This window comes from Haladaptatus sp. T7 (assembly GCF_026008575.1).
GTDB classification, from domain to species: Archaea; Halobacteriota; Halobacteria; order Halobacteriales; family Haladaptataceae; genus Haladaptatus; species Haladaptatus paucihalophilus.
In genome coordinates this window covers 832,091-853,574 of the sequence record NZ_BROP01000001.1, presented here as the reverse complement: position 1 = coordinate 853,574, position 21,484 = coordinate 832,091, and the positions used below count along the sequence as shown (strand labels likewise).

General features: G+C 62.8%; 25 protein-coding genes. 9 read left to right on the top strand and 16 right to left on the bottom strand.

What is annotated here, in order from left to right:
- Positions 1-291: 291 nt before the first annotated feature.
- Positions 292-888 carry an alpha/beta hydrolase gene (locus OPC11_RS04695; RefSeq protein WP_264781156.1) on the bottom strand — a complete coding sequence of 199 codons (597 nt, stop codon included), beginning with the start codon at positions 886-888 and terminating at the stop codon, positions 292-294.
- A 54-nt stretch (positions 889-942) separates the two neighbouring features.
- On the opposite strand from OPC11_RS04695, the gene OPC11_RS04690 reads away from it, so the two are divergent.
- Both OPC11_RS04690 and OPC11_RS04685 read left to right on the top strand, forming a co-directional pair.
- On the top strand, positions 943-1,782 hold the full coding sequence (locus OPC11_RS04690; protein WP_026177780.1) for a PspA/IM30 family protein: 840 nt from the start codon (positions 943-945) through the stop codon (positions 1,780-1,782).
- A gap of 200 nt (positions 1,783-1,982) precedes the next feature.
- Positions 1,983-3,023 (top strand): hypothetical protein, encoded by a 1,041-nt coding sequence (locus OPC11_RS04685; RefSeq protein ID WP_264781155.1) that lies wholly within the window; start codon positions 1,983-1,985, stop codon positions 3,021-3,023.
- A 532-nt stretch (positions 3,024-3,555) separates the two neighbouring features.
- Here OPC11_RS04685 and thrS read toward each other — a convergent pair.
- The gene (thrS, locus tag OPC11_RS04680; RefSeq protein ID WP_264781154.1) at positions 3,556-5,478 is read right to left on the bottom strand and encodes a threonine--tRNA ligase; all 1,923 of its coding nucleotides are present in this window, start codon (positions 5,476-5,478) and stop codon (positions 3,556-3,558) included.
- Positions 5,479-5,829: 351 nt separating this feature from the next.
- Here thrS and OPC11_RS04675 point away from each other — a divergent pair, with 351 nt between their 5' ends.
- Positions 5,830-6,324 (top strand): hypothetical protein, encoded by a 495-nt coding sequence (locus OPC11_RS04675; protein ID WP_264781153.1) that lies wholly within the window; start codon positions 5,830-5,832, stop codon positions 6,322-6,324.
- 72 nt (positions 6,325-6,396) lie between these two features.
- On the top strand, positions 6,397-7,191 hold the full coding sequence (locus tag OPC11_RS04670; protein ID WP_007976990.1) for a succinylglutamate desuccinylase/aspartoacylase family protein: 795 nt from the start codon (positions 6,397-6,399) through the stop codon (positions 7,189-7,191).
- A gap of 4 nt (positions 7,192-7,195) precedes the next feature.
- Here OPC11_RS04670 and OPC11_RS04665 read toward each other — a convergent pair whose 3' ends face one another.
- Complete coding sequence (locus OPC11_RS04665) at positions 7,196-8,233, bottom strand: dipeptide epimerase (protein WP_264781152.1); 1,038 nt, start codon at positions 8,231-8,233, stop codon at positions 7,196-7,198.
- Positions 8,230-9,243 (bottom strand): DUF1611 domain-containing protein, encoded by a 1,014-nt coding sequence (locus OPC11_RS04660; protein ID WP_264781151.1) that lies wholly within the window; start codon positions 9,241-9,243, stop codon positions 8,230-8,232. Before OPC11_RS04660 ends, OPC11_RS04665 begins: the two co-directional genes overlap by 4 nt.
- 136 nt (positions 9,244-9,379) lie before the next feature.
- Here OPC11_RS04660 and OPC11_RS04655 point away from each other — a divergent pair, with 136 nt between their 5' ends.
- Positions 9,380-10,261 (top strand): homoserine kinase, encoded by an 882-nt coding sequence (locus OPC11_RS04655; RefSeq protein ID WP_069449666.1) that lies wholly within the window; start codon positions 9,380-9,382, stop codon positions 10,259-10,261.
- A gap of 58 nt (positions 10,262-10,319) precedes the next feature.
- Positions 10,320-10,526, top strand: a complete 207-nt coding sequence (locus OPC11_RS04650; protein WP_007976994.1) for a hypothetical protein — start codon at positions 10,320-10,322, stop codon at positions 10,524-10,526.
- Between the two features lie 6 nt (positions 10,527-10,532).
- On the opposite strand, the gene OPC11_RS04645 is transcribed toward OPC11_RS04650, so the two are convergent.
- The 3 genes from OPC11_RS04645 to OPC11_RS04635 all read right to left on the bottom strand — a co-directional run bounded on the left by OPC11_RS04645 (position 10,533) and on the right by OPC11_RS04635 (position 12,306).
- Positions 10,533-11,420 carry a Vms1/Ankzf1 family peptidyl-tRNA hydrolase gene (locus OPC11_RS04645; RefSeq protein ID WP_264781150.1) on the bottom strand — a complete coding sequence of 296 codons (888 nt, stop codon included), beginning with the start codon at positions 11,418-11,420 and terminating at the stop codon, positions 10,533-10,535.
- A gap of 62 nt (positions 11,421-11,482) precedes the next feature.
- Positions 11,483-11,704, bottom strand: coding sequence for a hypothetical protein (locus tag OPC11_RS04640; RefSeq protein ID WP_264781149.1), 222 nt, complete (start codon positions 11,702-11,704; stop codon positions 11,483-11,485).
- Between the two features lie 68 nt (positions 11,705-11,772).
- A complete protein-coding gene (locus OPC11_RS04635; protein ID WP_264781148.1) occupies positions 11,773-12,306 on the bottom strand; it encodes a DUF5815 family protein in 534 nt (177 codons plus the stop codon).
- Positions 12,307-12,484: 178 nt separating this feature from the next.
- Here OPC11_RS04635 and OPC11_RS04630 point away from each other — a divergent pair, with 178 nt between their 5' ends.
- Positions 12,485-12,724 carry a hypothetical protein gene (locus OPC11_RS04630; protein WP_232423750.1) on the top strand — a complete coding sequence of 80 codons (240 nt, stop codon included), beginning with the start codon at positions 12,485-12,487 and terminating at the stop codon, positions 12,722-12,724.
- Positions 12,725-12,743: 19 nt separating this feature from the next.
- Here the strand turns inward: OPC11_RS04630 and OPC11_RS04625 are convergent, their stop codons facing one another.
- The 4 genes from OPC11_RS04625 to OPC11_RS04610 form a co-directional block, all read right to left on the bottom strand.
- On the bottom strand, positions 12,744-13,163 hold the full coding sequence (locus OPC11_RS04625; RefSeq protein ID WP_264781147.1) for a hypothetical protein: 420 nt from the start codon (positions 13,161-13,163) through the stop codon (positions 12,744-12,746).
- Positions 13,164-13,217: 54 nt separating this feature from the next.
- Entirely contained in the window at positions 13,218-13,472 is a 255-nt protein-coding gene (locus OPC11_RS04620) for a hypothetical protein (protein ID WP_007977003.1), read from the bottom strand.
- Between the two features lie 77 nt (positions 13,473-13,549).
- Positions 13,550-13,759 (bottom strand): hypothetical protein, encoded by a 210-nt coding sequence (locus OPC11_RS04615; protein ID WP_007977006.1) that lies wholly within the window; start codon positions 13,757-13,759, stop codon positions 13,550-13,552.
- A 134-nt stretch (positions 13,760-13,893) separates the two neighbouring features.
- Complete coding sequence (locus OPC11_RS04610; RefSeq protein ID WP_264781146.1) at positions 13,894-15,135, bottom strand: FAD-dependent oxidoreductase; 1,242 nt, start codon at positions 15,133-15,135, stop codon at positions 13,894-13,896.
- Positions 15,136-15,248: 113 nt separating this feature from the next.
- Between OPC11_RS04610 and OPC11_RS04605 the strand changes: the two genes are divergently transcribed.
- Positions 15,249-15,833 carry a DUF6149 family protein gene (locus OPC11_RS04605; RefSeq protein WP_264781145.1) on the top strand — a complete coding sequence of 195 codons (585 nt, stop codon included), beginning with the start codon at positions 15,249-15,251 and terminating at the stop codon, positions 15,831-15,833.
- A 10-nt stretch (positions 15,834-15,843) separates the two neighbouring features.
- Here OPC11_RS04605 and OPC11_RS04600 read toward each other — a convergent pair whose 3' ends face one another.
- From OPC11_RS04600 to OPC11_RS04585, 4 genes are all read right to left on the bottom strand, one after another.
- Entirely contained in the window at positions 15,844-16,281 is a 438-nt protein-coding gene (locus OPC11_RS04600; protein ID WP_264781144.1) for a universal stress protein, read from the bottom strand.
- A 75-nt stretch (positions 16,282-16,356) separates the two neighbouring features.
- Positions 16,357-17,004: a DUF5828 family protein gene (locus OPC11_RS04595; protein ID WP_264781143.1), complete on the bottom strand. Its 648-nt coding sequence runs from the start codon at positions 17,002-17,004 to the stop codon at positions 16,357-16,359.
- A 105-nt stretch (positions 17,005-17,109) separates the two neighbouring features.
- Positions 17,110-18,279 carry an inorganic phosphate transporter gene (locus tag OPC11_RS04590; protein WP_264781142.1) on the bottom strand — a complete coding sequence of 390 codons (1,170 nt, stop codon included), beginning with the start codon at positions 18,277-18,279 and terminating at the stop codon, positions 17,110-17,112.
- 66 nt (positions 18,280-18,345) lie between these two features.
- Positions 18,346-19,716: an NAD(P)/FAD-dependent oxidoreductase gene (locus OPC11_RS04585; RefSeq protein ID WP_007977017.1), complete on the bottom strand. Its 1,371-nt coding sequence runs from the start codon at positions 19,714-19,716 to the stop codon at positions 18,346-18,348.
- A gap of 220 nt (positions 19,717-19,936) precedes the next feature.
- On the opposite strand from OPC11_RS04585, the gene OPC11_RS04580 reads away from it, so the two are divergent.
- Positions 19,937-20,170: a hypothetical protein gene (locus tag OPC11_RS04580; RefSeq protein ID WP_264781141.1), complete on the top strand. Its 234-nt coding sequence runs from the start codon at positions 19,937-19,939 to the stop codon at positions 20,168-20,170.
- 361 nt (positions 20,171-20,531) lie between these two features.
- On the opposite strand, the gene mptA is transcribed toward OPC11_RS04580, so the two are convergent.
- Complete coding sequence (mptA, locus tag OPC11_RS04575; RefSeq protein ID WP_264781140.1) at positions 20,532-21,467, bottom strand: GTP cyclohydrolase MptA; 936 nt, start codon at positions 21,465-21,467, stop codon at positions 20,532-20,534.
- Between the last annotated feature and the right edge of the window lie 17 nt (positions 21,468-21,484).

Below are 21,484 nucleotides of genomic sequence, written 5' to 3'. Positions count from 1 at the left end.
CCCCGGCGCGTGCGTCAGTCGGTTCGAGGACTTCACGTCCGAGAGCCTACTGACTATCATGCGAGGGATGACTGAGCGGATGCGAAGGAATCGGTTGGGGAGGGTGTGGTTGTCGCGGCACGGTAGCGGTGCGGTCATGTGACGTCTGTAATCGCGGTCGTGGCGAACTCACGACCATTATAACGAACTCACGATCAACGTGTCCTGAACGTGGGCTTTCGAGGGCTGAACCATCCCGCTGTCTTCCCCGCCTCGGTCAGCGGAGACCCAAAACCACCGTATCACCGCCTTTCAAAGCCGTTCGACCAAGAACTCGCCCAACCGCCCCGCCACCTTCGCTTCCTGTCCGATGAAGAAGTGGTCCGCGCTGAACTCCTCGGTTTCGAAGCCCAACTCCTTCGCGCGCTCCACGAGGGGTTTCCAGTCGGCCGTGTCGTCGCGCGTTCCGTAGAGGACTTTCAGCGGAACGTCCACGTCGCCCAGCGCCGCGGCCGCGTCCAGTTCCGTGGTCAGGCGGGACGCGGGCGCGAGCAACGCGATGGCGTCGGCGGTCTCGTCCACGCCCGCGAGCGTCGCTATCGCGCCGCCGAAGCTGAAACCGAAGATGCCGACCGAATCGTAGCGCTCGCGCGCCCAGCGGAGGGCGTTGCGCGCGTCCTCGCGTTCGCCGTACCCCTCGTCCCAATCGCCGTAATCGAAGCGCAGGCAGGCCACGCCGTGCTCCGTGAGGTAGTCGGCGAGCGCGACGAGGCGGTTGTCGCTTCTGTTGCCGTCGAATTGCGGGTGTGGTGGACAGGCGACGACGACGGTATCCGTCGGTGCTTCGGGTTCGTCCAGCGACCCGCGCACGTCCCGCGCCCCGGGGACGACGACTTCGTTCAACGTCATGTGGGCGTGTTAGCTTGGTGAGGATTTTAAGGGTCGGGTTCTGAATGTAGTAGTATGGGAGTACTTTCACGCATGTCGTACGTCGTCCGCTCGAAGATAAACGCCGTCCTCAACAGGGCAGAAGACCCGACCGAGACGCTCGATTACTCCTACGAGCAGATGCGCGACGAACTGCAGGACGTAAAGCAGGGTATCGCGGACCTCACGACGCAGAAAAAGCGCCTCGAAATTCAGAAGCGCCGCCTCGAAGAGAACGTCGAGAAGCACAACCAGCAAGCGCGCCAAGCGGTCAAGCAGGACCGCGAGGACCTGGCCCGGCAAGCCCTCGAAAAGAAAAAGCAGAAGATGAACCAAATCGAGGACCTGGAGGGCCAGATCGCGCAACTCCAGAATACGCAGGACAACCTCGTCGAGAAGAAGAACGAACTCCAGAACCGTATCGAGGAGTTCCGCACGAAGAAAGAGAGCATGAAGGCTCGCTACGAGGCCGCGGAAGCCAACAGCCGCGTCTCGGAGGCCATGACCGGCGTCGGCGACGAGATGCAGGACGTCGGGATGGCCATCGAGCGCGCCGAGGAGAAGACGGAGGACATGGAAGCCCGTGCGGAAGCGATGGACGAACTGCAGGACACCGGCGCGTTCGAGGACGCGCTTTCCGATAAAAGCAGCCTCGACCGCGAACTCGAAGAGATGCGGTCGTCCGGCGAGGTCGACTCCGAACTGGAGACGCTGAAAGCCGACATGGGTGTGGAGGACGAACCCGAGGAGGAAGAAACGTCGTCCAGCGACGACGACATCGACCTCTCGGACCTCGAAGCCGATGTCGCCGCCGAGGAGACGGAAACCGAGACGGAGAGCGAAACCGAACAGGCGACCGAGGAGAACAACTCGTAATCGCCTCCGGTAAACCACCCCGCAATCACCTCCGGCCCCGCAACCACCTCCGGCCCCGCAACCACCTCCGGGGAATCCCGATTCGTTCCGGGAACCCCGATTCGGAGCCATTTTTGCAACTCCGCGCCAGACCCATCCTCCGGCAAGAGTAACTGGTTTCGGCAAGTGTCTATTTGACGCTACTCGCGTTTTTGTTCCGTATGAGCGAGTCCGACGGGAGCGCGCAACCCGGAGACACGATGCGCGAGCGAGTAGACGAGAGTCGGCTCAAACTATGGATTCTGATGGAGGCCAATCGGTGGCTCGTCGCGGCCGTCATCCTCCTCGCCGTCTTCGCGGCGTTGGTCGTCCTCGGCGTTCTCGACCCGTCGCCGCTACAGCAGTACATCGGGCCGAGCGACGACGCGGTGGACACGGTGTTTCAAGGCTTCGTCGGGGCGATCATCACCGGCGTGACGCTCGTCGTGACGCTCAATCAGCTCGTCCTCTCGCAGGAACTCGGTCCGGTCGGAGACCAGCAGAGTCGCATGGAGGGCGCGATGCAGTTCCGACGCGAAGTCGAGGACGCGCTCGACGTCCCGACTGCGCCGCCGGAACCCGCGTCGTTCATGCAGGCGCTCCTCGAAGAGACCAAATCGCGGGCGAACGCCCTCGCCGACGCGGTGGACGAGAGCCGCGACGAGGATCTGAAAGACGAAATCGGTAGCTACGTCGATGGTCTGACCGGCAACGCCGACGAGGTGAGCGACACGCTCGAAGACACGCAGTTCGGGACGTTCGACGTGCTCTCGGCCATCCTCAACTTCAACTACTCGTGGAAGATATTCCTCGCGCGGAAGATTCGCAACGAACACGCGGACGCCCTCACCGACGAAGTGGACGAGGCGTTCGACGACATCATCGAATCGCTGACCTTCTTCGGGCCGTCGCGCGAGCACTTCAAGACGCTCTACTTCCAGTGGGAACTCGTCAACCTCTCGCGGGCCATGCTGTACACGGCGGTCCCGGCGCTCGTGGTCACGATTGCGATGATAATCTACTTCGACGCGAAGGCGATTCCGGGGTCCACGTTCGGCATCAGCAACGACGTGCTGACGGTGAGTTTGGCTTCGACGATTGCAATCGTCCCGTTCATCATCCTGCTGGCGTACATCCTTCGGATTGCGACGGTGGCGAAGCGGACGCTTTCGATTGGACCGTTCATTCTGCGGGAGACGAAGCGGAGCGACGAGTTGGACTGAGAAGAGCGAACGAGGTTGGTCAGTGACCTCTTCGATTGTCGTCAGCGATGGCGTGCTGGAGACAGAGCGTAGGTCGAACAGTGGGCGCTTCCGTTTAGAAGACGACTATTTGGACGAGAAATAGCGCAGTTAATACGAGAGCGAGAATCGCCATTCCATACGCTAATAGCCCGTACTCCGTCGGCTTTCGCTCGTATTTCTCGGGATTGTACAATCGAAGGAGTCCGGTTCCCAAGATGGTGATGCCAACGCCGAGTTGTGTGATGATTGCGATAGGAGACTCAAAGAGGAAAGCGGCCTGCACCAGCAATACCATTCCACTATATACGAAACAGAGGGTTACGAACCGAACAGGTTTCATCTATCTCGTAGATAACAGCGAATATTCATATGGTCACCGGTGACTACTGACCACGAATCCAGTAGTCCGTGAAGTAGAATACTAAATACGCTTCCTCTATTCGTCAATACTGGTAAAATCCGACCCTCACCGAATATTTCAGCAAAACCGGAAAACCGCAGTCCAGCCGCCTCAGTCCAAGAAGCCGAGTTCCGTACTCTTCTCGTCCCGCTCTGCTTCCAGATGCTCGCGGAACGCCTCCAACGAAACGTCCTTCTCCTCGCGCTCCAGACGGTCGCGGACCGAAATCGTGCCCGCTTCCTCCTCGTCGCCGCCGACGATTATCATGTAGGGAACGCGGTCGTCGTGGGCCTGCTGAATCTTTCTCCCAACCGTCCACGAGCGGTCCTCGACTTCGACGCGGAAGTCGTCGAGTTCGTTGGCGACGCGGTGGGCGTAGCCGAGGTTGTCGTCGCTGACGGGGAGGACGCGGACCTGCTCGGGCGAGAGCCAGAGCGGGAACTTGCCGTCGAAGTGCTCGATGAGCACCATGAAGAAGCGCTCGTAGCTACCGTACAGCGCGCGGTGGATCATGACCGGGCGCTCCTCCTCGTTTTCCTCGGTGACGTACGTCAGGTCGAAGCGCTCGGGCATGTTGAAGTCGAGTTGGACCGTCGGGCCGTCCCAGACCCGCCCGAGGGCGTCCTCGAAGCCGAAGTCGATTTTGGGGCCGTAGAACGCGCCGTCGCCCGCCTCGATGTCGTAGTCGATGCCGGTGGATTCGAGGACGGAGCGGAGTTGTTCTTCGGCGTGCTCCCACAACTCGTCGCTACCGACGGACTTCTCGGGGCGGGTGGCGAGCGCGACTTCCACGTCCAAGTCGAACGTCTCGATGACCTCGAAGATGAGGTCCATGACCTGCCGAATCTCGCGCTCGATTTGGTCGGGGCGGACGAACAGGTGGCCGTCGTCGATGGTGAACGACCAGACGCGCGAGAGGCCGGAGAGTTCGCCGCGCTGTTCCTTGCGATACACCTTGCCGTTCTCGAAGTAGCGAATCGGCAGGTCGCGGTAACTCCAACTGTGCTGGTCGAAGATGGTCGCGTGGCCGGGACAGTTCATCGGCTTCAGGCCGTACTCCTCGTCGTTCACGTCGAGGAGGAACATGTCGTCCACGTAGTTGTCGTAGTGACCCGATTTCTTCCAGAGTTCCGTGCGGAACAGGTGGGGCGTCTCCACCTCGTCGTAGCCCGCGCCGCGGTTGAGTTCGCCCGCGTAATCGGACAGTTCGCGGAGAATCGTCTTTCCGTGGGGGTGATACAGCGGCAGGCCCGGTCCCGTCGTCTCGTCGATGGAGAACAGGTCGAGTTCCTTGCCGAGTTTGCGGTGGTCGCGCTCTTCGGCCTTCTCCATGCGTTCGAGGTACTGTTCGAGGCCCTTCTCGGTCGGGAACGCCGTCCCGTAGACGCGGGTCAGCGTGTCGTTCTCCTCGTCCCCGCGCCAGTACGCCGCGGAGGTTTCGAGCAGCGTGAAGCCGCCGATTTCGCCCGTCGAGGAGACGTGCGGTCCCTTACACAGGTCCGAGAACTCGCCCTGTTCGTAGAAGGAAATCGAGTCCTCGTCGGCCGCTTCGGTGTCGAGGATGTCCTGTTTATACTCGTTGTCCTCGTACATGTCGAAGGCCTCTTCGCGCGATTTCTCGACGCGCTCGATGTCGAGGTCCTCCTCGATGATGTCGTGGCCCTCGTCCTCGATTTCCGCGAGGTCGTCGCTGTCGAGTTCGACGCCTGCGATGTCGTAGTAGAACCCCTCGTCGGTCCACGGGCCGATGGTGAGTTTCGCTTCGGGGTGGAGTCGCTTCAGCGCCTGCGCGAAGACGTGGGCCGCGGAGTGCCGGAGGACGCTCAGGTACTCGTCGCTCTGGTCGGTGACGATGACGAGTCGGCAGTCCTCGGACAGCGGCGTCGCCTTGTCGACGAGTTCGCCGTCCACGACACCTGCCACCGTGTCCTTGCCTAGTCCCGGGCCGATTTCGTACGCCACGTCCTCCACGGTTGCGCCTTCCTCCATGTCGAGTTCGGCGCCGTCCGGGAGCGTGACAACGATATCGCTCATGCGGTTTGGTACGCGCCACGCGCCAGATAAGTGTGTTGAGACGGCGCGAGCGACGGTGACGAGTCGAGGCGATTTTTCGAGGTCGGGTCGGGCGAGAAGTAGCCGGAATAACCGAGAAGCAGTCCCGGAAATCCCTCTCCACGTTCGCTACGAGTCGTGTCTGATTTTCCGTGGTCGCAAATGTCGCGGTTGGTTTTCTACGGCTGCAAATGTCGCGGTTGGTTTGTGGTGACTGCAAGTACAGACGTCACTGAAACCGCGCCGCCACCGCCCTCGTGCCTCCCCAACCGATTCTTTCGGTCGCTGGCTCCCTCCGTCATCCCTCGCGCGAACTATAGCGAGGTGACTCGGATGACCGCTATCCTCGTCACCCCGCCAGCGCGCGCCATTCGAAAACCGGGATGCGCACTACTGACTAACCTCCGTGGCGCGTGTGCCAGCGGGTCCGAGGACAGCGAGGTTTCGCGGAAACCTCGAAAACGAGCGGCCGGAATTTTCGATGCAGTCATCGATTACGAGATAGAAAACTCGACCCCTCGTATCGGCGGATACGCTGATGGTGATGTCGGTCGAACGAAGGATATGCGCAAATCACCGAAACCGAAGGACGTGGACAAACCGGTGTTCAACGTGGACGACCAGAAGGTCGGCATCGTCACCGACGTTCGGGACGGTATCGCGTACGTGGACCCGCATCCCAGCCTCTTCGACGAGTACAAGATGCTCCTCGGGTGGAAAGACGAGGCGAAGGACATCTACCCGCTTCCGCACGACGCCATCCACGAGATAACGGACAAAGAAGTTCGGCTACGGACTCACGACACGGAACACGAGAAGAAGAAGTAATTACGTCGGACGGCGGCACGCGCAGTGAAAACCCACAGTCTCAAGTCGTGTGGGTGTGTGCCATGACCATCGATGCGCGTCCAGACCCTCGGCGATGGAACGCCGGACCTCGCCGTCGTCGCCTGCCTGCACGGGAACGAGCGCTGTGGCAAAACAGCAATCGAGCGCGTGCTGGCGGAGAAGCCCGCCTTCTCTCGGCCGGTTCGGTTCGTCCTCGCCAACGAGGCGGCCATCGCGGAGGGCGTCAGGTTCATCGACGAGGACCTGAATCGCGCGTTTCCCGGCGACCCCGAGGGGGACACCCACGAGTCCCGACTCGCTGCGGAACTCCTGCCCGAGATTCGGGACTGCGGCGTTCTCGACCTGCACTCCACGAGGTCACATCCGGAGGCGTTCGCGCTCCTCTCGCGGATAAACGACCGGACGAAACGGTTGGCGCGGGCGACGGGCGTCGCGCGCGTCGTCGATATCAGCTACGTCGCCGGTGGTCTCATCGACCACGTGGACGGCGTGGCGGTCGAGTGCGGCCTTCGGGGGACGGAGCGCGCCGAGCGAAACGCCGAACGAGTCCTGCGGAACTTCCTCGGCGAAACCGGGGCGGTCGACGCGCTCTCGGAAAGCGGGGACCCCGAACTGTATCGCATCTTCGACGCCGTTGAAGGGGCCGATTACGAGTTCGTCGGCGAGAACTTCGTCCGCGTCGAGGAGGGCGAGGTGTTCGCCAGAAAGAGAGGAACGGGCGACACGGGGAGCCCAGGAAACGAACTCCGCGCCGACCGTCCCTTTTATCCCGTCCTGATGTCCACCGACGGCTACGACGAGATGGTCGGCTTTCGGGCGGAGCGGGTCGGAACGCTGGAGCGCTGACGACCTACGATTTTCGAACGCCGGTGCCCGCGCGTCCCGTTTCGAGGTCGATGACGCCGTTCGGCATCGGGACGCCCTCGTACTCGTCCTCGGCGAGCAGGAGCGACCCGTCCAAATCCGCGTAGTCGAGCAGGGGAACGAGGTGACACGCCGCCGCGATGCTGGCGTTGCTCTCGACCATGCACCCGAGCATGAGTTCCAAGCCGTGGGCGTTCGCGGCGTGAATCATCCGAATCGCCTCGCGGAGGCCGCCGCACTTCATCAGTTTCAGGTTGGCGATGTCGGCCTTGCTCGCAATTCTCGGGATGTCCTCCAGCGTGATGCAGGACTCGTCGGCCGCGATGGGGAGGGCGGCGCGTTCGCGGACGAAGGCCATTCCGTCCGGATTCTCGGCGGGGACGGGCTGTTCGACGAATTCCACGCCGAAGTCGGCGAGCGCGTCGATTTTCCGCACCGCCTCGCGCGGACTCCACGCCTGATTCGCGTCCACGCGAATCGTCGCGTCGGGCGCTTCCTCCCGAATCGCGCCGACGATTTCCTCGTCGCGGTCGGTGCCGACCTTCACCTTCAGGGTTCCGTACCCGGCCGCGACTGCCTCGCGCGTCTTCTCGCGCATTACGTCGGTCGGGTCGATACCGATGGTGAACGACGTTTCGAGCGTCTCGCGCCCGTCGAGTCCCCAGTAGCGATACAGCGGCAGTCCGGCGCGTTTCGCCACGAGGTCGTGCAGCGCGATACTCACCGCACAGCGCGCCGCCGGGTTGCGGTTCACCGTCTCGCGCATCTCCCGTTCGATTCGGGCGAGCGCGTGTGGGTCGTCCACCCGTTCGACGACGGCGAGGAGGTCCGGCATGACGGCTTCGACCGTCGCCGCCGTCTCGCCGTAGTGTTCCGAGGGGGCGGCCCCGCCGATACCGACGTTTCCGTCGTCGTCCTCGATTTTGACGACGACGTTTTCCGCGGCGGTCTGCGTCCCCCGCGAGATGGTGAAGGCGTGTTCGAGCGGGAGTGAGATGCGCTCGAACTCGGTCGAGAGACTCACAGAATCGCCTCCAGCACGTCGTCCGCGTCGAATCGAACGAGGTCGGCCGCGGGCGCGCCGAGCGCGGATTTGTACTCCGCGATTGCCGCGCGGGCGTCCTCGTCGTCCGCGATGCCGGACGTGTTGATGGCTCCGGCGACGATTTCGGTTTCGTGCACCGGTCGTGCGAGTCCCTCGTAGAGCGAGACGTACTCCGAAATCGGGGGCAGGGAGACGGATTCGTAGCCGTGGATGACCTCCTTTCCGGCCTCGTGACAGAGGACGAGTTTGTCGGGCATGGACCCGTGGAGGATTCCGCACGTGACGGCCGAGTAGGCCGGGTGAACGATGCTTCCCTGTCCTTCCACGAACAGGTAGTCGTACTCGTCGCCGCGCTCCAGGATCATCTCCTCGACGGCCCCCGCGGTGAAGTCGCTCACCACGCGGTCGATAGGGTTGCCCCATCCGTCGATCATGATTCCCGTTTGTCCGGTCGGGATGAACCCGACGCTCTCGCCGCGGTCGCGGGCCGCCTGCACGAGTTCGAGCGTGGCGGTCATCTTCCCGACCGAGCAGTCCGTTCCGACGGTGAGGACGACTTCCGCGTCCACCTCGTCGGCCACGCCTTGGCTGACGGTGAGGTCGTCGCGGGGCTTTCGAACGTCCCAAATATCGCAGTCGTTCGCCTCGGCCAATCGGGCGAACTCATCGTCGTCTTCGAGGAAGTAGTGCAGTCCCGAAATCACGTCACAGCCGCGTTCGAGCGCGCTCTCCACGTCCGGTCGCCACGACTCGTCGAACCCGCCGCCGATGGGTGCGATGCCGATGACGAGCGCGTCCACGTCCCCAACGTCGTCCATTCCGGCGACTATCGGTGCGTCCTGGACGTCGGGTACGTGGTCGGTGACGCGTTCTCCGGGACGGTCGCGGTCGAGTACCGCCGCGACGTCGTAGTCAGCGTAGCGTAGAATCCCGACCGCCGTCTTCGCGCGACCGGGGAACTTTTCGTGCGCCAGTATCGCAACCTGCATGCGTGTGCGGTGGTGGCACGGTGGCTTAAACCCGTCTCTCGCGGTAACGTAGTAATCGCATCCGGTTGTCGGGTTTCGAGGATGTCGATTCCGCCCCGAGGCGAAGGTTTTTGTCCGTGCTTTCGATAGCCTTTGCATGGTCACAGTGCGGGCACCGGCTACGAGTGCCAATCTGGGGTGTGGGTTCGACGTGTTCGGATTGGCATTGGAACGTCCCGCCGACATCGTTCGGGTCGAACGAGCGGAGGAGACGACGATAGAGGTGACGGGCGTCGGGGAACAGTACATCCCGACTGAACCGCCGAAGAACACGGCGGGCGTCGTCGCCGAGGAACTCGGGACGCCCGCGCACATTCGGATCAACAAGGGAGTTCGACCGTCGTCGGGACTCGGGTCGTCCGCCGCCAGCGCGGCCGCCGCGGCCGTCGCCCTGAACGAACTCTACGACTGCGGGCTCACACGGCGCGAACTCGTCCGCGTCGCGGCGGAGGGCGAGGCCGCCGTCTCGGGCGAAGCCCACGCGGACAACGTTGCGCCGTCGATTCTCGGCGGGTTCACGATGGTCACCGACGACGCCATCACGCAAGTCGAGGCGTCGATTCCTGTCGTCGCCTGCCTGCCGGAAATCGTCGTCTCGACGCGGGACGCGAGGCGCGTCGTTCCCCAGTCGGTGGACATCGACGAACTGGTCGATACCGTCGGGAACGCCGCGACGCTCACCGCGGGGATGTTCCGCGACGACCCGGAACTCGTCGGAACGGGTCTCGAAGACGGTTCGGTCACCGGGTCGCGGGCGTCGCTCATCGACGGCTTCGACGCGGTGCGAACCGCCGCGCTCGACGCCGGTGCGACGGGCGTCGCGGTCAGCGGGGCCGGACCGAGCGTCCTCGCCGTCTGTCACGACGACGGGCAGAGCGCGGTCGCGAGCGCGATGTTGGACGCGTTCTCCGACGCTGACGTGGAGGCGCGCGCCTATCCGACCGCCGTCGGGGGCGGAGCGACGATAGAACGTCGGTGAGTCGGTGTGAGTCGGGGAAAGCGGAACACCCACGGTTTCTCGTGAAAATGGTTCTCGTATGATGAGTCGTGACCGCTGTCCCGACTGCGACGTCTCGCTCGAACCGGTCAAGTTCGGCATGAACGACGCGTGGAAACCGTACGTGAAAACGAGCGAACGTCGAGAGGGACTTCTCGGCTCGCTCGGCATGAACGAGCGAAAGGAGGTCGAAACGGGCATGTGTCCCGAATGCGGCCGCCTGCTGTTCCACGCGAAGCTGGACTGAGCCGAGTCACACCCGAAACAGCCGCGTCGTCCAGAACTCGTAGAAGGCGTCGTCGAGTGCCTCCCTCGGTTTACCGGTCGCGTCCACCGGTTTAGTCGCCTCGGCATCGTCGCGGAACTCCGAGAGGAGCGTTCGCTGGCCGACGACGTACAGACGCTCCGCGTCGCGGGCGTCTATCTCCTCCCGACAGTGCTCCAGATGGTCGGCAATCTGTTCGTCTCGAATCCGCTCGAACCGAGCCTGTGAGAACCCGCCTTTCGAGTGGTCCCCCTTCACGTCGCTTTCGAATCCCGCGACCGACAGGCGGTCCCGGCCGTCGTACTCGGCGATGGCGAACAGGTCGGAGCGGACGAGCGCGAACGCGAACCGACCCTCCGGCCGGAACCACGACGACTCGAACGCGAAGTCGTCGCTCCACGAGACGAACGGTTCCGGAGGATTCGGCGGGACGAGCGCCGCGCTGACGAGTCCCGCGTCGTCGGTCACGGCCAGACACGGGGCGGCGCGAGCGACGAGCGACCCGTGGTCCCCGAACGCCTCGGCCACCGCTTCGGGAAGGTCGTCGTCCACCATCGCGGTCAACGCCCCTTCCGGTTCCGTCTCGAAGCTGTCGAGTCGGGCCAACACGTCGTCCACCCGTTCTCCGTGAAGCGTTTCGGTGCCGCGGAACTCGACCGATTCCTCGTCGCTTTGCAGTCGCTCCACTCGATCTTCGAGTTCCACGATGCGGTTTTCGAGGCGGTTGACCCGCTCTTCTGCGTTCTGTCGTTCGGTGACGGCTTCCGCCCGCCGTTCCTGTTCGGCTTCCAACTGCCGTTCGAGATGATGTTTGTCGTCTTCGAGGTCGTCGATTCGCTCTTTCAGCTCCGCGCGCCCGAGCAACTCGTCCAGCATCGACTCGAAGGGGGCGTTCCGGGGTCTTGTAGTTTGGTGTACAACCGGGATTCGTGTCGTACTCAGAGTTCGTATCGATACGGCGAAGACCGAATCACGGTTACGTCGCCCGCCTGTGCCCGCCGCCCGAGGACGGTGGCGATTTCGTGTGTACTCTCGAACTCCTCGTGGGCGTCGCTCTCGTCGAGGAGGCAAAGGATTTCCCGCGCCGTCAACGGTTCACCGCTCCCGTGTTCGGTCACGACGTCCCGAATCCGTTCGAACGCACTCCCCCGAAGTGGCATGGTCGTCATATCGGCCATTAGGTACTTAAATTTCAGTCAGACAACCACCCCGGTCGGAGCGTCCCCGCTCACGCCGGTCGGTCGTGCGGCCCGGAGAAATCGCGTTCCTTCCGATACTGTTCGACGAAGGTCGGCACGTCGAAGTTCAGCATGTCCGCTTCGAACTGACTCATCGCCTCGTCGTCCTCGGCGTGGCTGACGGCGTGTTCCATCAGTTCGACGATGAGTTCGACGACGACCTCGTGAAGACGACGCGAGTTGAAGTCGGTCACCCAGACCATCGCGTAGCCGAGGTCGGGGTTTTCCGCCACGTCCTCGCTTGCGACCTCCTCGGGGAACTCCTCCATGACGACGCCCATGATGTGGAGCGTGCCGAATTCGACGTTCTCGTCGGTCGTATCGATGGTTTCGCGGAGGATATCCACGAGGAACTCGGGGACGAACCGTGACGGCGGATGGACGTCCATGACGACCGCATGCGATTCGCCACAGTCACAGTCGTACTCGCGCATCCCCATGTCGAGTTTCCCGGTCGCCACCGACTCGCCACAGGGGAGGTCGAGCGTCGCACCGTCTCCTCCCGGTACGCGCGGTTCTGCCATACGCTCCGTTCGTCCCTGACGAGTTTAAAGAACGTGATTGGTCGTCGTCGGAGCCGATTCGTTCGCCCGACACGTACCGCGACCGTACAGATAGTGCTCAATAGTCCTCCCCCGTTCCAGCCCACGATACATACCCCTCTTAGCGAGCTATTTGATGGCGGAAAAAATACTGACTGCTATGGCACAGGCCAGCGGGGTTCCCGACCGACTGCGCCCGATCGACGAACGAATCCTCCGACTGCTCGACGCGGAGGGGATACAGGTTCGAATCGACATCGAACGACGACTGTCGCTGTCCAACTGCGTCACCGCGACTCGCTGTCGTTCCCTCGTCGAGCGCGACCTCGTTCGGAACTCGAACTGGTGCTGTTATCAGATAACCGAGGAAGGGAGACGACGGTTGCGGGCGGACCGCTGACCGAGTAGCGATTCTCCGGCTACGGCCAGTCGTCGCGCACGTCCTCTTCGTTCGCCGCCCCTTCGCCGTCGTCGTCGGACGCGAGGTCCCACTCGGCCGCCTCGGCGGCGTCCTCGACGTGGAGGAACTCCCAGTCGTGCTCCTCGGCGAGTTCGCGGTCCTCGTCGGTCACGCCGACGAAGACGTGGCGGTCGGTGTCGAACTGCGATTTCACGCTGTCGAGGCTCTCGGCGCGTCCTTTCGGGCCGGAGAAGAAGTCCTGTCGGATGCGGTTCTTCCGGGTGAAGTTCGTCACCACGTAGGTCGGTTGGTCGGAGATGACGCCGACGTACCGCGTCCAGCGTCGGGCGTCTTCGAACACCGCTCCGGGACTCGCCAACGCTTTGAGCGCGGACAACTCGAACGCCAGCGTCATCTCGCCGCTTCCGCTCATGCTCATGTCCCTACATCCCGTCCTGCGGGAGAAAACGGCTTCGGTTGCTCGTTCGCCCGGTCAGGGCACGTCGATTCGGTAGTAGTCGTCGAACACCACGAGGGCGTCGGTCGTGAACTCGTTCGCCACCGCTTCGCCCATCCTCACGACTCGCTCGCGGCCGTCGATTTCCGCGAACACCTGTTGAGTCGCCTCCGAGAGTTCGTCGAAGTGGTACACCCGAACGCCCGCCGGAACGGTTTCGGTTCGGGTGATGGTAAACGCCGTCTCTCCGGTCGATGCGGACCCGAGACTACTCGTGCTGTTCGAAGCCATTGATACATGTTACCAATTGACTTAGCACCTCTTAAACCTTGTGGCAATCATCTCGAAAAAACGTGATGGTTCTCTCGCTACGCGAGCAGTACCCGGAAATAACCGGTGTACTTCACGAATTCGCCGTCGCTGAACTGTCCCGCTGTCTCCCAGTCGATGAGTTGTTCGCCGCGTTCGACGACGCTCGGGAAGTGCCCTTTCGCGTCGTATTCGAGTTCGTCGTAGTGTCGAACGCGCGCGTCGTTCGGAATCGAATCCACCGGTTCGACGGCTATCTTGGGTTTCACGAATTCTCCCGACCGAGCATGGCCAATGATACCAACTGTCGTGGTAGTACTTAAATCTTCACGTCGTGACAACTATTGATTTTATCTACATCAAACGACAAAAATACAACCTCGAACCGCTCCGCACTACGGCCTCACTGTTCCTGCTGGGGTGCGAGTTTGTCCGGGTCGAAATCCTTCTCGAGGAGGATTTCCTTCTGGTCGGCACACTCGACCTCGTTGCGGATGAGGTCCTTGTACTTGCCCTGCGGGGCGATATCGCCGATGAGGACGCCGCCGATGAGTTTTCCGTCCTTGAACGAGAGGCGACGCCATTCGGTCTCGCTGTACTTCTCCTCGCACTCGTCGTCGCCCATCGTCGGGAAGCCGAAGGAGAGGAACGGGAAGTCGAAGTGAGTGATGGAGTACGACGAAACCCAGCGGAACTCCTCTTCCTCGTCGTCCGCGACCATGTTCTTCGCGGCGATGACGCCCTGCTGTTTCGCGCTGCCCCACGACCCGTTCTGGGCGTACTCGTCCAAAATCACGTCGTAGAAGCGCGTGATGTCACCCGCGGCGTAGATGTCGTCCACGTTCGTCTGCATGTACTGGTCCACGACGACGCCGTTGTCCGTCTCGACGCCGCTGCCCTGCAGATACTCCGTGTTGAAGTTGAGGCCGATTGCGATGCCGACGAAATCGCTCTCGTACTCGTTGTCGTCCGCGTCGATGGTGGCGACGACGTTGCCGTCGTCGTCCGTCTTGAAGCCGTTGACGCCGCTTTCGAGGACGGGTTCGACGCCCTTCTCTTCGAGCGCGTCGTGAATGATCTCCGCACCGTCGAGGCTCAGGCCGTAGCGCCACCAGCGGTTGCCGCGCATGATGTACTTGGCTTCGACGTCCTGTGCGGCACAGATGGCGGCGAGGTCGATGCCGAGAAGACCCGCACCGATGACGGTCCCGGTGTCCGCCGCTTCCGCGTGTTCGGCGATGCGTCGGGCGTCCTGAAACGTCCAGAAGTGGTGGATTCCGTCGGCGTCGCTGTTGTCAACCGGAAGCTGGGTCGGCGTCCCGCCCGTGGCGACGAGGAGTTTGTCGTAGGTGTAGGTCCCGCTCGCGTGGGTGTGGACCTCGTGTGCGTCCGGGTCGATGTCGGTGACGAACGTGTTCAGTTCGAGGTCGATGTCGCGCTCGTCGTACCATTCCGGTTCGTGAATGGAGATGGGCGCTTCGGGGAGTTTGCCTTTGGCGAATTCCTTGATGAGAATACGATTGTACAGTGCTTCGCCCTCATCTGTGATGACGGCGATGTCGGCGTCGGGTTTTTCCTCGCGGATGGTTTCGGCCGCGGAACTGCCCGCGATGCCATCCCCGATGATCACGTACGATTCGCTCATGTTTGGGACGTTCTTCGTCGGGGTTAAAGTGGATTGCTATCTCGATATCGCTGTCAAACGCCAACACACGCCTGAGTCGGGACGTTGAAGACCGTCGCGTCCCAAACACGGGTATGAAAATCCGTCAGAACGCGCGCCACTTCGCGTCGAGAAAAGCTCTCGAACTGCCCGTCGTCAGCGACGTGGTGAAGTCGAAACTGGTGGACATGCACACGGGTATTTTCCTCAAAAAAGCCGAGGAGGGACGTCGAGAGGAACGCAAGGAACGACTCGACGCCTTCTTCGACGCAACGATGGATTCGTACCTCGCGGCCCTACAGGCCGGTGCGCCGGAGGCGGAAGCCCGCGAAATCACGCACATCCAGTCGAACTTCGACTTCTACAACCACGGCTGGACGGAGATGATGGAGTTCCCGAGCGACGAACTCGAAGAACACTACGAGCGCTACGAGACGTTCTTCGCCGAGCACGACATCACCATCGCCGACCCGCTGGGCGAGTTCGCCCCCGACGAGATGCCCGACGCGCCGTCCACGCCCGAAAAACTGGACGACCCGGAACACCCGTTCGCGGAAGGCGGCTTCGCCGACGACGTGTACGTCCAAGGCGACGACGGTGAAATCCGAGTCGGCGGCCAGGACGAACCCGAGAACGTGGACATCTCGGATGCGGTCGGCGTGGACGAAGGCGAAGCCTGAATCCGTCCACCTACTCCTCCGCTTCCCCCAAGCGAATCGTCAACACAGGAACGTCCGCCTGCCTGAGGACTTTCTCCGTGACGCTCCGACGAAGCGGATAGCGAATGCCGCCTCGTCCGTGCGTTCCCATCACGATGCAGTCGATGTCCTGCTCGTCCGCGTACCGTAAAATCGCGCGGTGCGGTTTTCCTTCGGCGATGGACCCCGCCGCCGTTCTGATTCCCTTCTCACGCGCCCGGTCGAGCAGCTCCTCTACCTGCCGCTTCGACTCCGGCCCAAACTTCTCGTACATCGACGTGCGTTTTTCCCCATCCTCGCCGCCGCTCGCACCCACGACGGAAAGCGTGTAGAGCGCGGCGTCGTACGTCTCCGCGACATCGAGTGCGTACGGAATCGCGTTTTTCGCCGCCGTGCTGCCGTCGATGGGAACGAGGATTCGGTCGAACATGATAGCTCATCCACGCTCCGGCCATCAATAGAAGTAGCGTCGAGTTCCGAGCCCCAACCGACGAACCAAACTCCGTCACTCCACCGGGTCGATTCCCTCCGCGGCCTCGACGGACTCGGTTTCCTTTTCGGTTTCGCCGCGCCAGCGGTCTATCTCCTCGTCGTACCGCTTCAGTCGGTCGCTGACGCGGGCCTTGAGGTCGTCGTCGTTGACGTTCACCTCGAAGGTGTATCGGTTTTCGCCCCGGCCGCGTTCGACGTTCGCGCTCACCAGTTCGTTGTCGAAGTAGGCTGGCGACACCTGCGTCATGACGTGTTTGTACACCGTCTCCTCGACGGTTCGAAGCGCCTTCCGTCCCGCCGTGTCGGCCGCCCGAGTCGCGTACTCGATGGTGCCTTTTCCTTCTTCCAACGCATCGTCGATGTCGCCCTCTGCGAGTTCGGACACCGTGTCTTCGAGTTCTTCGCGCGCCGTTTCCGCGTCTTCCGTGGACGACTTCCCCGCCTTCTCCCCCTCGCCACGCGCCGCACTCGCCTGCTTCGCCGTCTTCTCGTTCACGTCCTCCCTGAGTCGCTCGCCCGCTTTCGGCCGCCACTCGTTCCACTCGTCGAAGTCGTGACCCTCGATTCCCTCCTCGTCGAGCGCTTTCGTGATTCGCTCGCCGTGTTCGACGATGGCCACCCAGTCCCCCGTCTCCTTGAAGCCAGCAATACTCTCCTCCATACGTCGAGGTATGTCAGCGACGGCTATCTACGTTTCCGACGGGTTCTTGCCGGTTCAAGGTTGAGATAACGCTCCTCCGCGAATCGTTAGCCTCGATACGTCGGACTATAGCATTCCGACCCCGAGGACCGCCCCGTAGGCGAGCGCGAACGAGAGGAGCAACGAGACGAGCCATCCGAAGACGGTGTAGGACATCTTTCGCTTGCTGATGCGTCCGCCTCCTGCGGCGTAGCCGCTGCCGATGATGGCGCTGACGACGATTTCGTTGAACGAGACGGGGATGCCGAACAGCACCGCGGTCTGTGCGATGGCGAACGCTGGGATGAGCGCGGCGGTGGCCCGCCGTGGTCCGAGCGAGGAGAAGTCCCGCGCGAGGGCTTTTATCATCCGCGGCGCACCCATCCACGCGCCGAACATCACCCCGAGACCGCCGAACAACAACACGACGGCGAGCGAGAGTCCGATGGGTATCACCAGCGGCGCGAGCGGTCCCACGGCGAGTCCGACCTGACTGCCCCCCGCGGAAAAGGAGACAAGCGCGCCGATGCCGAACAGGAGGTGTCGCTGCCCCGCCCGTACGTCCGCGCGAACGTCCACCAGGAGCAGACCGCCGATGACGAGCGCGACGAACAGGGTTACCACGGCGACGCCGGTGAACTCCGGGAGCGGTAAACGCTTCGCGGCTACCGCCGCAATCGACGCGCCGCCCGACTCCGGAGCGAGGACGGTGAACGGCGAGTTCGCGAGGACGAGTCCCACGATGGCCCCGAACAGGGGAATCGAATACTCGTCGGGCACGTCGTCGCGGCGAATCAACCGAGCGAGGAGATACGCGATGCCGCCACAGAACAACGGTGTCAGGACCCACAGAAGCAGTATTTGCTGATATTTCGCGTAGGCTGGCGTCCCGCCGAGGGCCAGACCGACGCCGATGACCGCACCCGTCGCCGTGAACGCCGTCGCCAGCGGGTACCCCGTGAATATCCCGACGGCGACGAGTCCGGCGGCGACGAGGAGCGCGATGACGGCCGCAATCGGTGTGAGTGTCACGCCGTTAATGAGTCCGGCGGAAATCGCTTCCGTAACGTTCGCGCCCTGTAAAATCGCTCCCAGTATCCCGAACAGACCGGTGAAGAACGCCGCCCGCATGACCGTCGTGGTTCGAGCGCCGACGCCCGGTGCGTACGGTGTCCATCCGGCCCCGACCGTCCACGCCATGAAGAAGCTCGCCACCGCGCCGATACCCACGACCGCCAGCTGCGCTGTCCCCACCATGCAGACTACCGGCGACGAACTGGCAAGACCCTACCCGTAGCGTATTCCGGGAGGTTATTACCGGTACTACTCGTCGTCCGGACTGACGACCACTTTCTTCCCGGAAATTCGGTCGGCACACTCGTAGCCAGCGACGATGCCGCCGTTCAGACTGCGCTCGGGATACTGGGCCTTGCTCGCCATTCCGGCGTAGTAGATGCCGTCCGCGATGTCGTCGCCGAGGTCGTAGGGGACGACCATATCGAGGTAGCCGCGCTCGTACACCGGCGCTGCGCGCGGGTTGCGCGCGAGGCGGAAGTTCGTCACCGACGAGCGGTCCCACTCGGGGAACATCTCCTCGATGTGACTCAACCACAGTTCCTCAACCTCGTCGTCGTCCAGTTGCCACAACTCCTCCTCGTAGTCCTGAATGTAGCTGGCGACGTAGAGCAGGTGGTCGCCGCCGTACTGCTCCGGCGGGATGTAGTTGGTGTGTTCGATGAGCGCGCCGAACGGCGCGTCGTGGCCGATGTTGAGCCAGTAGGTGTCGGTCAGCGGTTCGTCCATCGTCACGAGCGCACAGACCGCGCCTTGGAAGTCGATGTCGCACTCGTAGCCGGTTAAGTCTTCGAGGACGTTCGGCATCGCGGCGACGACGACGCTCTCCACGTCGTGCGTTTCGGTTGCGGTGCCGCCGTCGGCGGCCGCGACCTCGGCGCTTTCGGTCGCTTCCGTCGTCAGGGAGGTGACGTGCCCGTCCTCGGCATCGAGGTCGGTGACGTACACGCCGGTCGTGATGTTCTCTCGTCCGACTTCTTCGACGAGCGCGTCGATGAGCCGTCCGAAGCCGCCGCGGAGGTAGCCGAGCGGTTCGCCGCGGAGCAGGTCGCGCTCGCCGCGGAATTTGATGCGGCCGAGCAGCCATGCGGCGCTCACCTTCTCCTTTTTGCTCCCGAACTTCGCGTCCAGCAGCGGGCCGAAGAAGTTCTCGTAGACGCCCCGCGAGGTGTGTTCCACCAGGAAGTCCTTGATGGGAACGTCCTCGTAGTCCTCCAGTCGCTCGTAGCTGTCGAACTTCGGAATCCCGCCGCGAACGTCGATTTCCTGCGTGAGCATGCCGAGGCGGAACTTGTCGTAGAAGCTCATGTGCGGGTAGGCGAGAATCTCCCACGGCTTGTCGAGGGGGTGGACCACGCCGTCCATGTAGTAGGCGTTCTTGCCGATGGGCCAGTCCAAATCGTCGTCCAGTCCGAGTTCCTCGATGAGGTCGATGATGGTCTGCTCGGACGCGGAGAGGTGGTGATAGAACTTCTCGATGCGGTCCCCGTTCGTCTCGTAGGTCGCGGCGAGTCCCCCGAGGTCATCGCTCGCTTCGAATACTTGCACGTCGTAGCCGTGCTGTTGGAGGCGGTAGGCGGCGGCCAATCCGGCGATTCCCCCGCCGACGATACCTATCATAAAAGACGGATTCGTTGTCGCATGGAATACGTCTTACGACCCCGCAATCCGGGAGGTTCGTTTTTCGGACGGGTCGCTCACGCGAAGATTCCACGCCCGGTGCTGAACGAAAGACCGCCGCGGGCCGTTCCTTCCCGCTGTTCTCGTGGCGTTCGAGCGACTCTCGAACTCTCGTACTGATGCACAACGTATTTGGTACTGTCACATCCCTCAGTATACAATGTCACCCGATACACCCGCGTCCCCTTCCTCCCGTTCGTTCGGCCCACTCCTCGTCCTCCGGCGGTCCCTCGGTCGGCACCTCTTCGGTCTCTTCCTCGCGTTCATCGGGTTCAGTATCATCGATTGGGCCATCGACCCGCATACGGTTCCCACTTCGGGCGTCATCTACGGCGCTATCGGCGTGTTCGTCCTCTGCAACGGCCTGTACGTCGGCGGCGTCCGAATCCGGTAGCGACGTCGTGGTGAACGTCGGGACCACGGCTACCGAGCGAAAGCGACCGAACCGAGGGCGAAACGCCGTTTTCACGGCCGCTTTCGGGATGCGCGGCGAGGACGCCCGAGCCATACGGCGATGGCGTCCGAGCACCGGGGAGGTCAGGGGCCGAGCGGACGGACGGCCGTGCGGTCCCGGTGCGGTCACGGTCCCCCGAAGTTGTAATTATGGTCTCCCGCAGTTGCAATTACGGTCCCCCGCAGTTGCGGTCACGGCGGACGAGTTCGCTCACGATACCGAACAGCCACGTGCCTCCAAAACGCTACACGTTGTCGCCGAAAAGAAGGATACCTCGGGAAAGAAACGGCGAAAATCTACGTCACTCGCTCGATTCGGCGACTTCCTCGCGGAGCGTGCCTACCTCGGCCACGCGCTCGGCGTGGGCGTTGTGCTGGTGGATGGACTCGTCGTTGCTCTGTTTCATCGTCACGACCGCATCGTCGGGCAGGTCGCGGAACGTCTCCACGACGCCGTGGGCCATGTCGCGCACGCAGTCCTCGACGAACTTCGCGTCGGCGTGCGCCTGAAACGTCATGTGGTCCTCGTCGGGGCGCTTGGCGAGGTTGTAAATCCGAGCGCTCATCGAGTCGCGGGCGACCTCGATGAGTTCGTGGAGGTCCACTTCGGGCGCGCCGGAACTCTCGACGGTGAGGGTCGCGTGGCCGCGTTGGGAGTGGCCCGCCTGCGGAATCTCCCGTAGGAACTCCTTCACTTCGCGCTCGCCGACGCCGAGGTCGAGGAGTTTCTCCTTCGCGCGGCCGCTCATCATACCCTGCGAGCAGGGACAGACCGTCATGCCCGTGACGCGCGCGCCGATTTCCTCGGTCGTCTCCTCCTCGGTCGCGGTCGCGCTGGCGATGATGTCCACCATGGCCTGCGTGGGGCGCTCGCTCTCGGGCGTCGTGTCGCGCACCATGAACTCCGCCTCCATGCTGACCTCCGCTTTCGAGGTGTACTCGTGCTTTTCGAGCAGTCGCTCGGCGGCGTCGCCGCACACGTCTTCGAGTCGGTAGGTCGGTTCGCTCACCGCGTCTTCGAGCACTTCGTCCACGACCTCCATGTTTCGGCTCATGTCCGCGCCTTTCCGCCAGCTCGGGAGGTCGACGAGCACGTCGAACTCCGCGGTGAGAACGTAGGGTCGTTTGTCAGGTCGGGCGACTTCGACCAACTTCTCGACCCCCGTCACGCCGACCCGATTCAACCCGACGGTCACGTCGGGTTCCGTTGCCTGTACGTCTGGAAGTTGCCCTTTCATTGTCGTTCCCTTGTGAG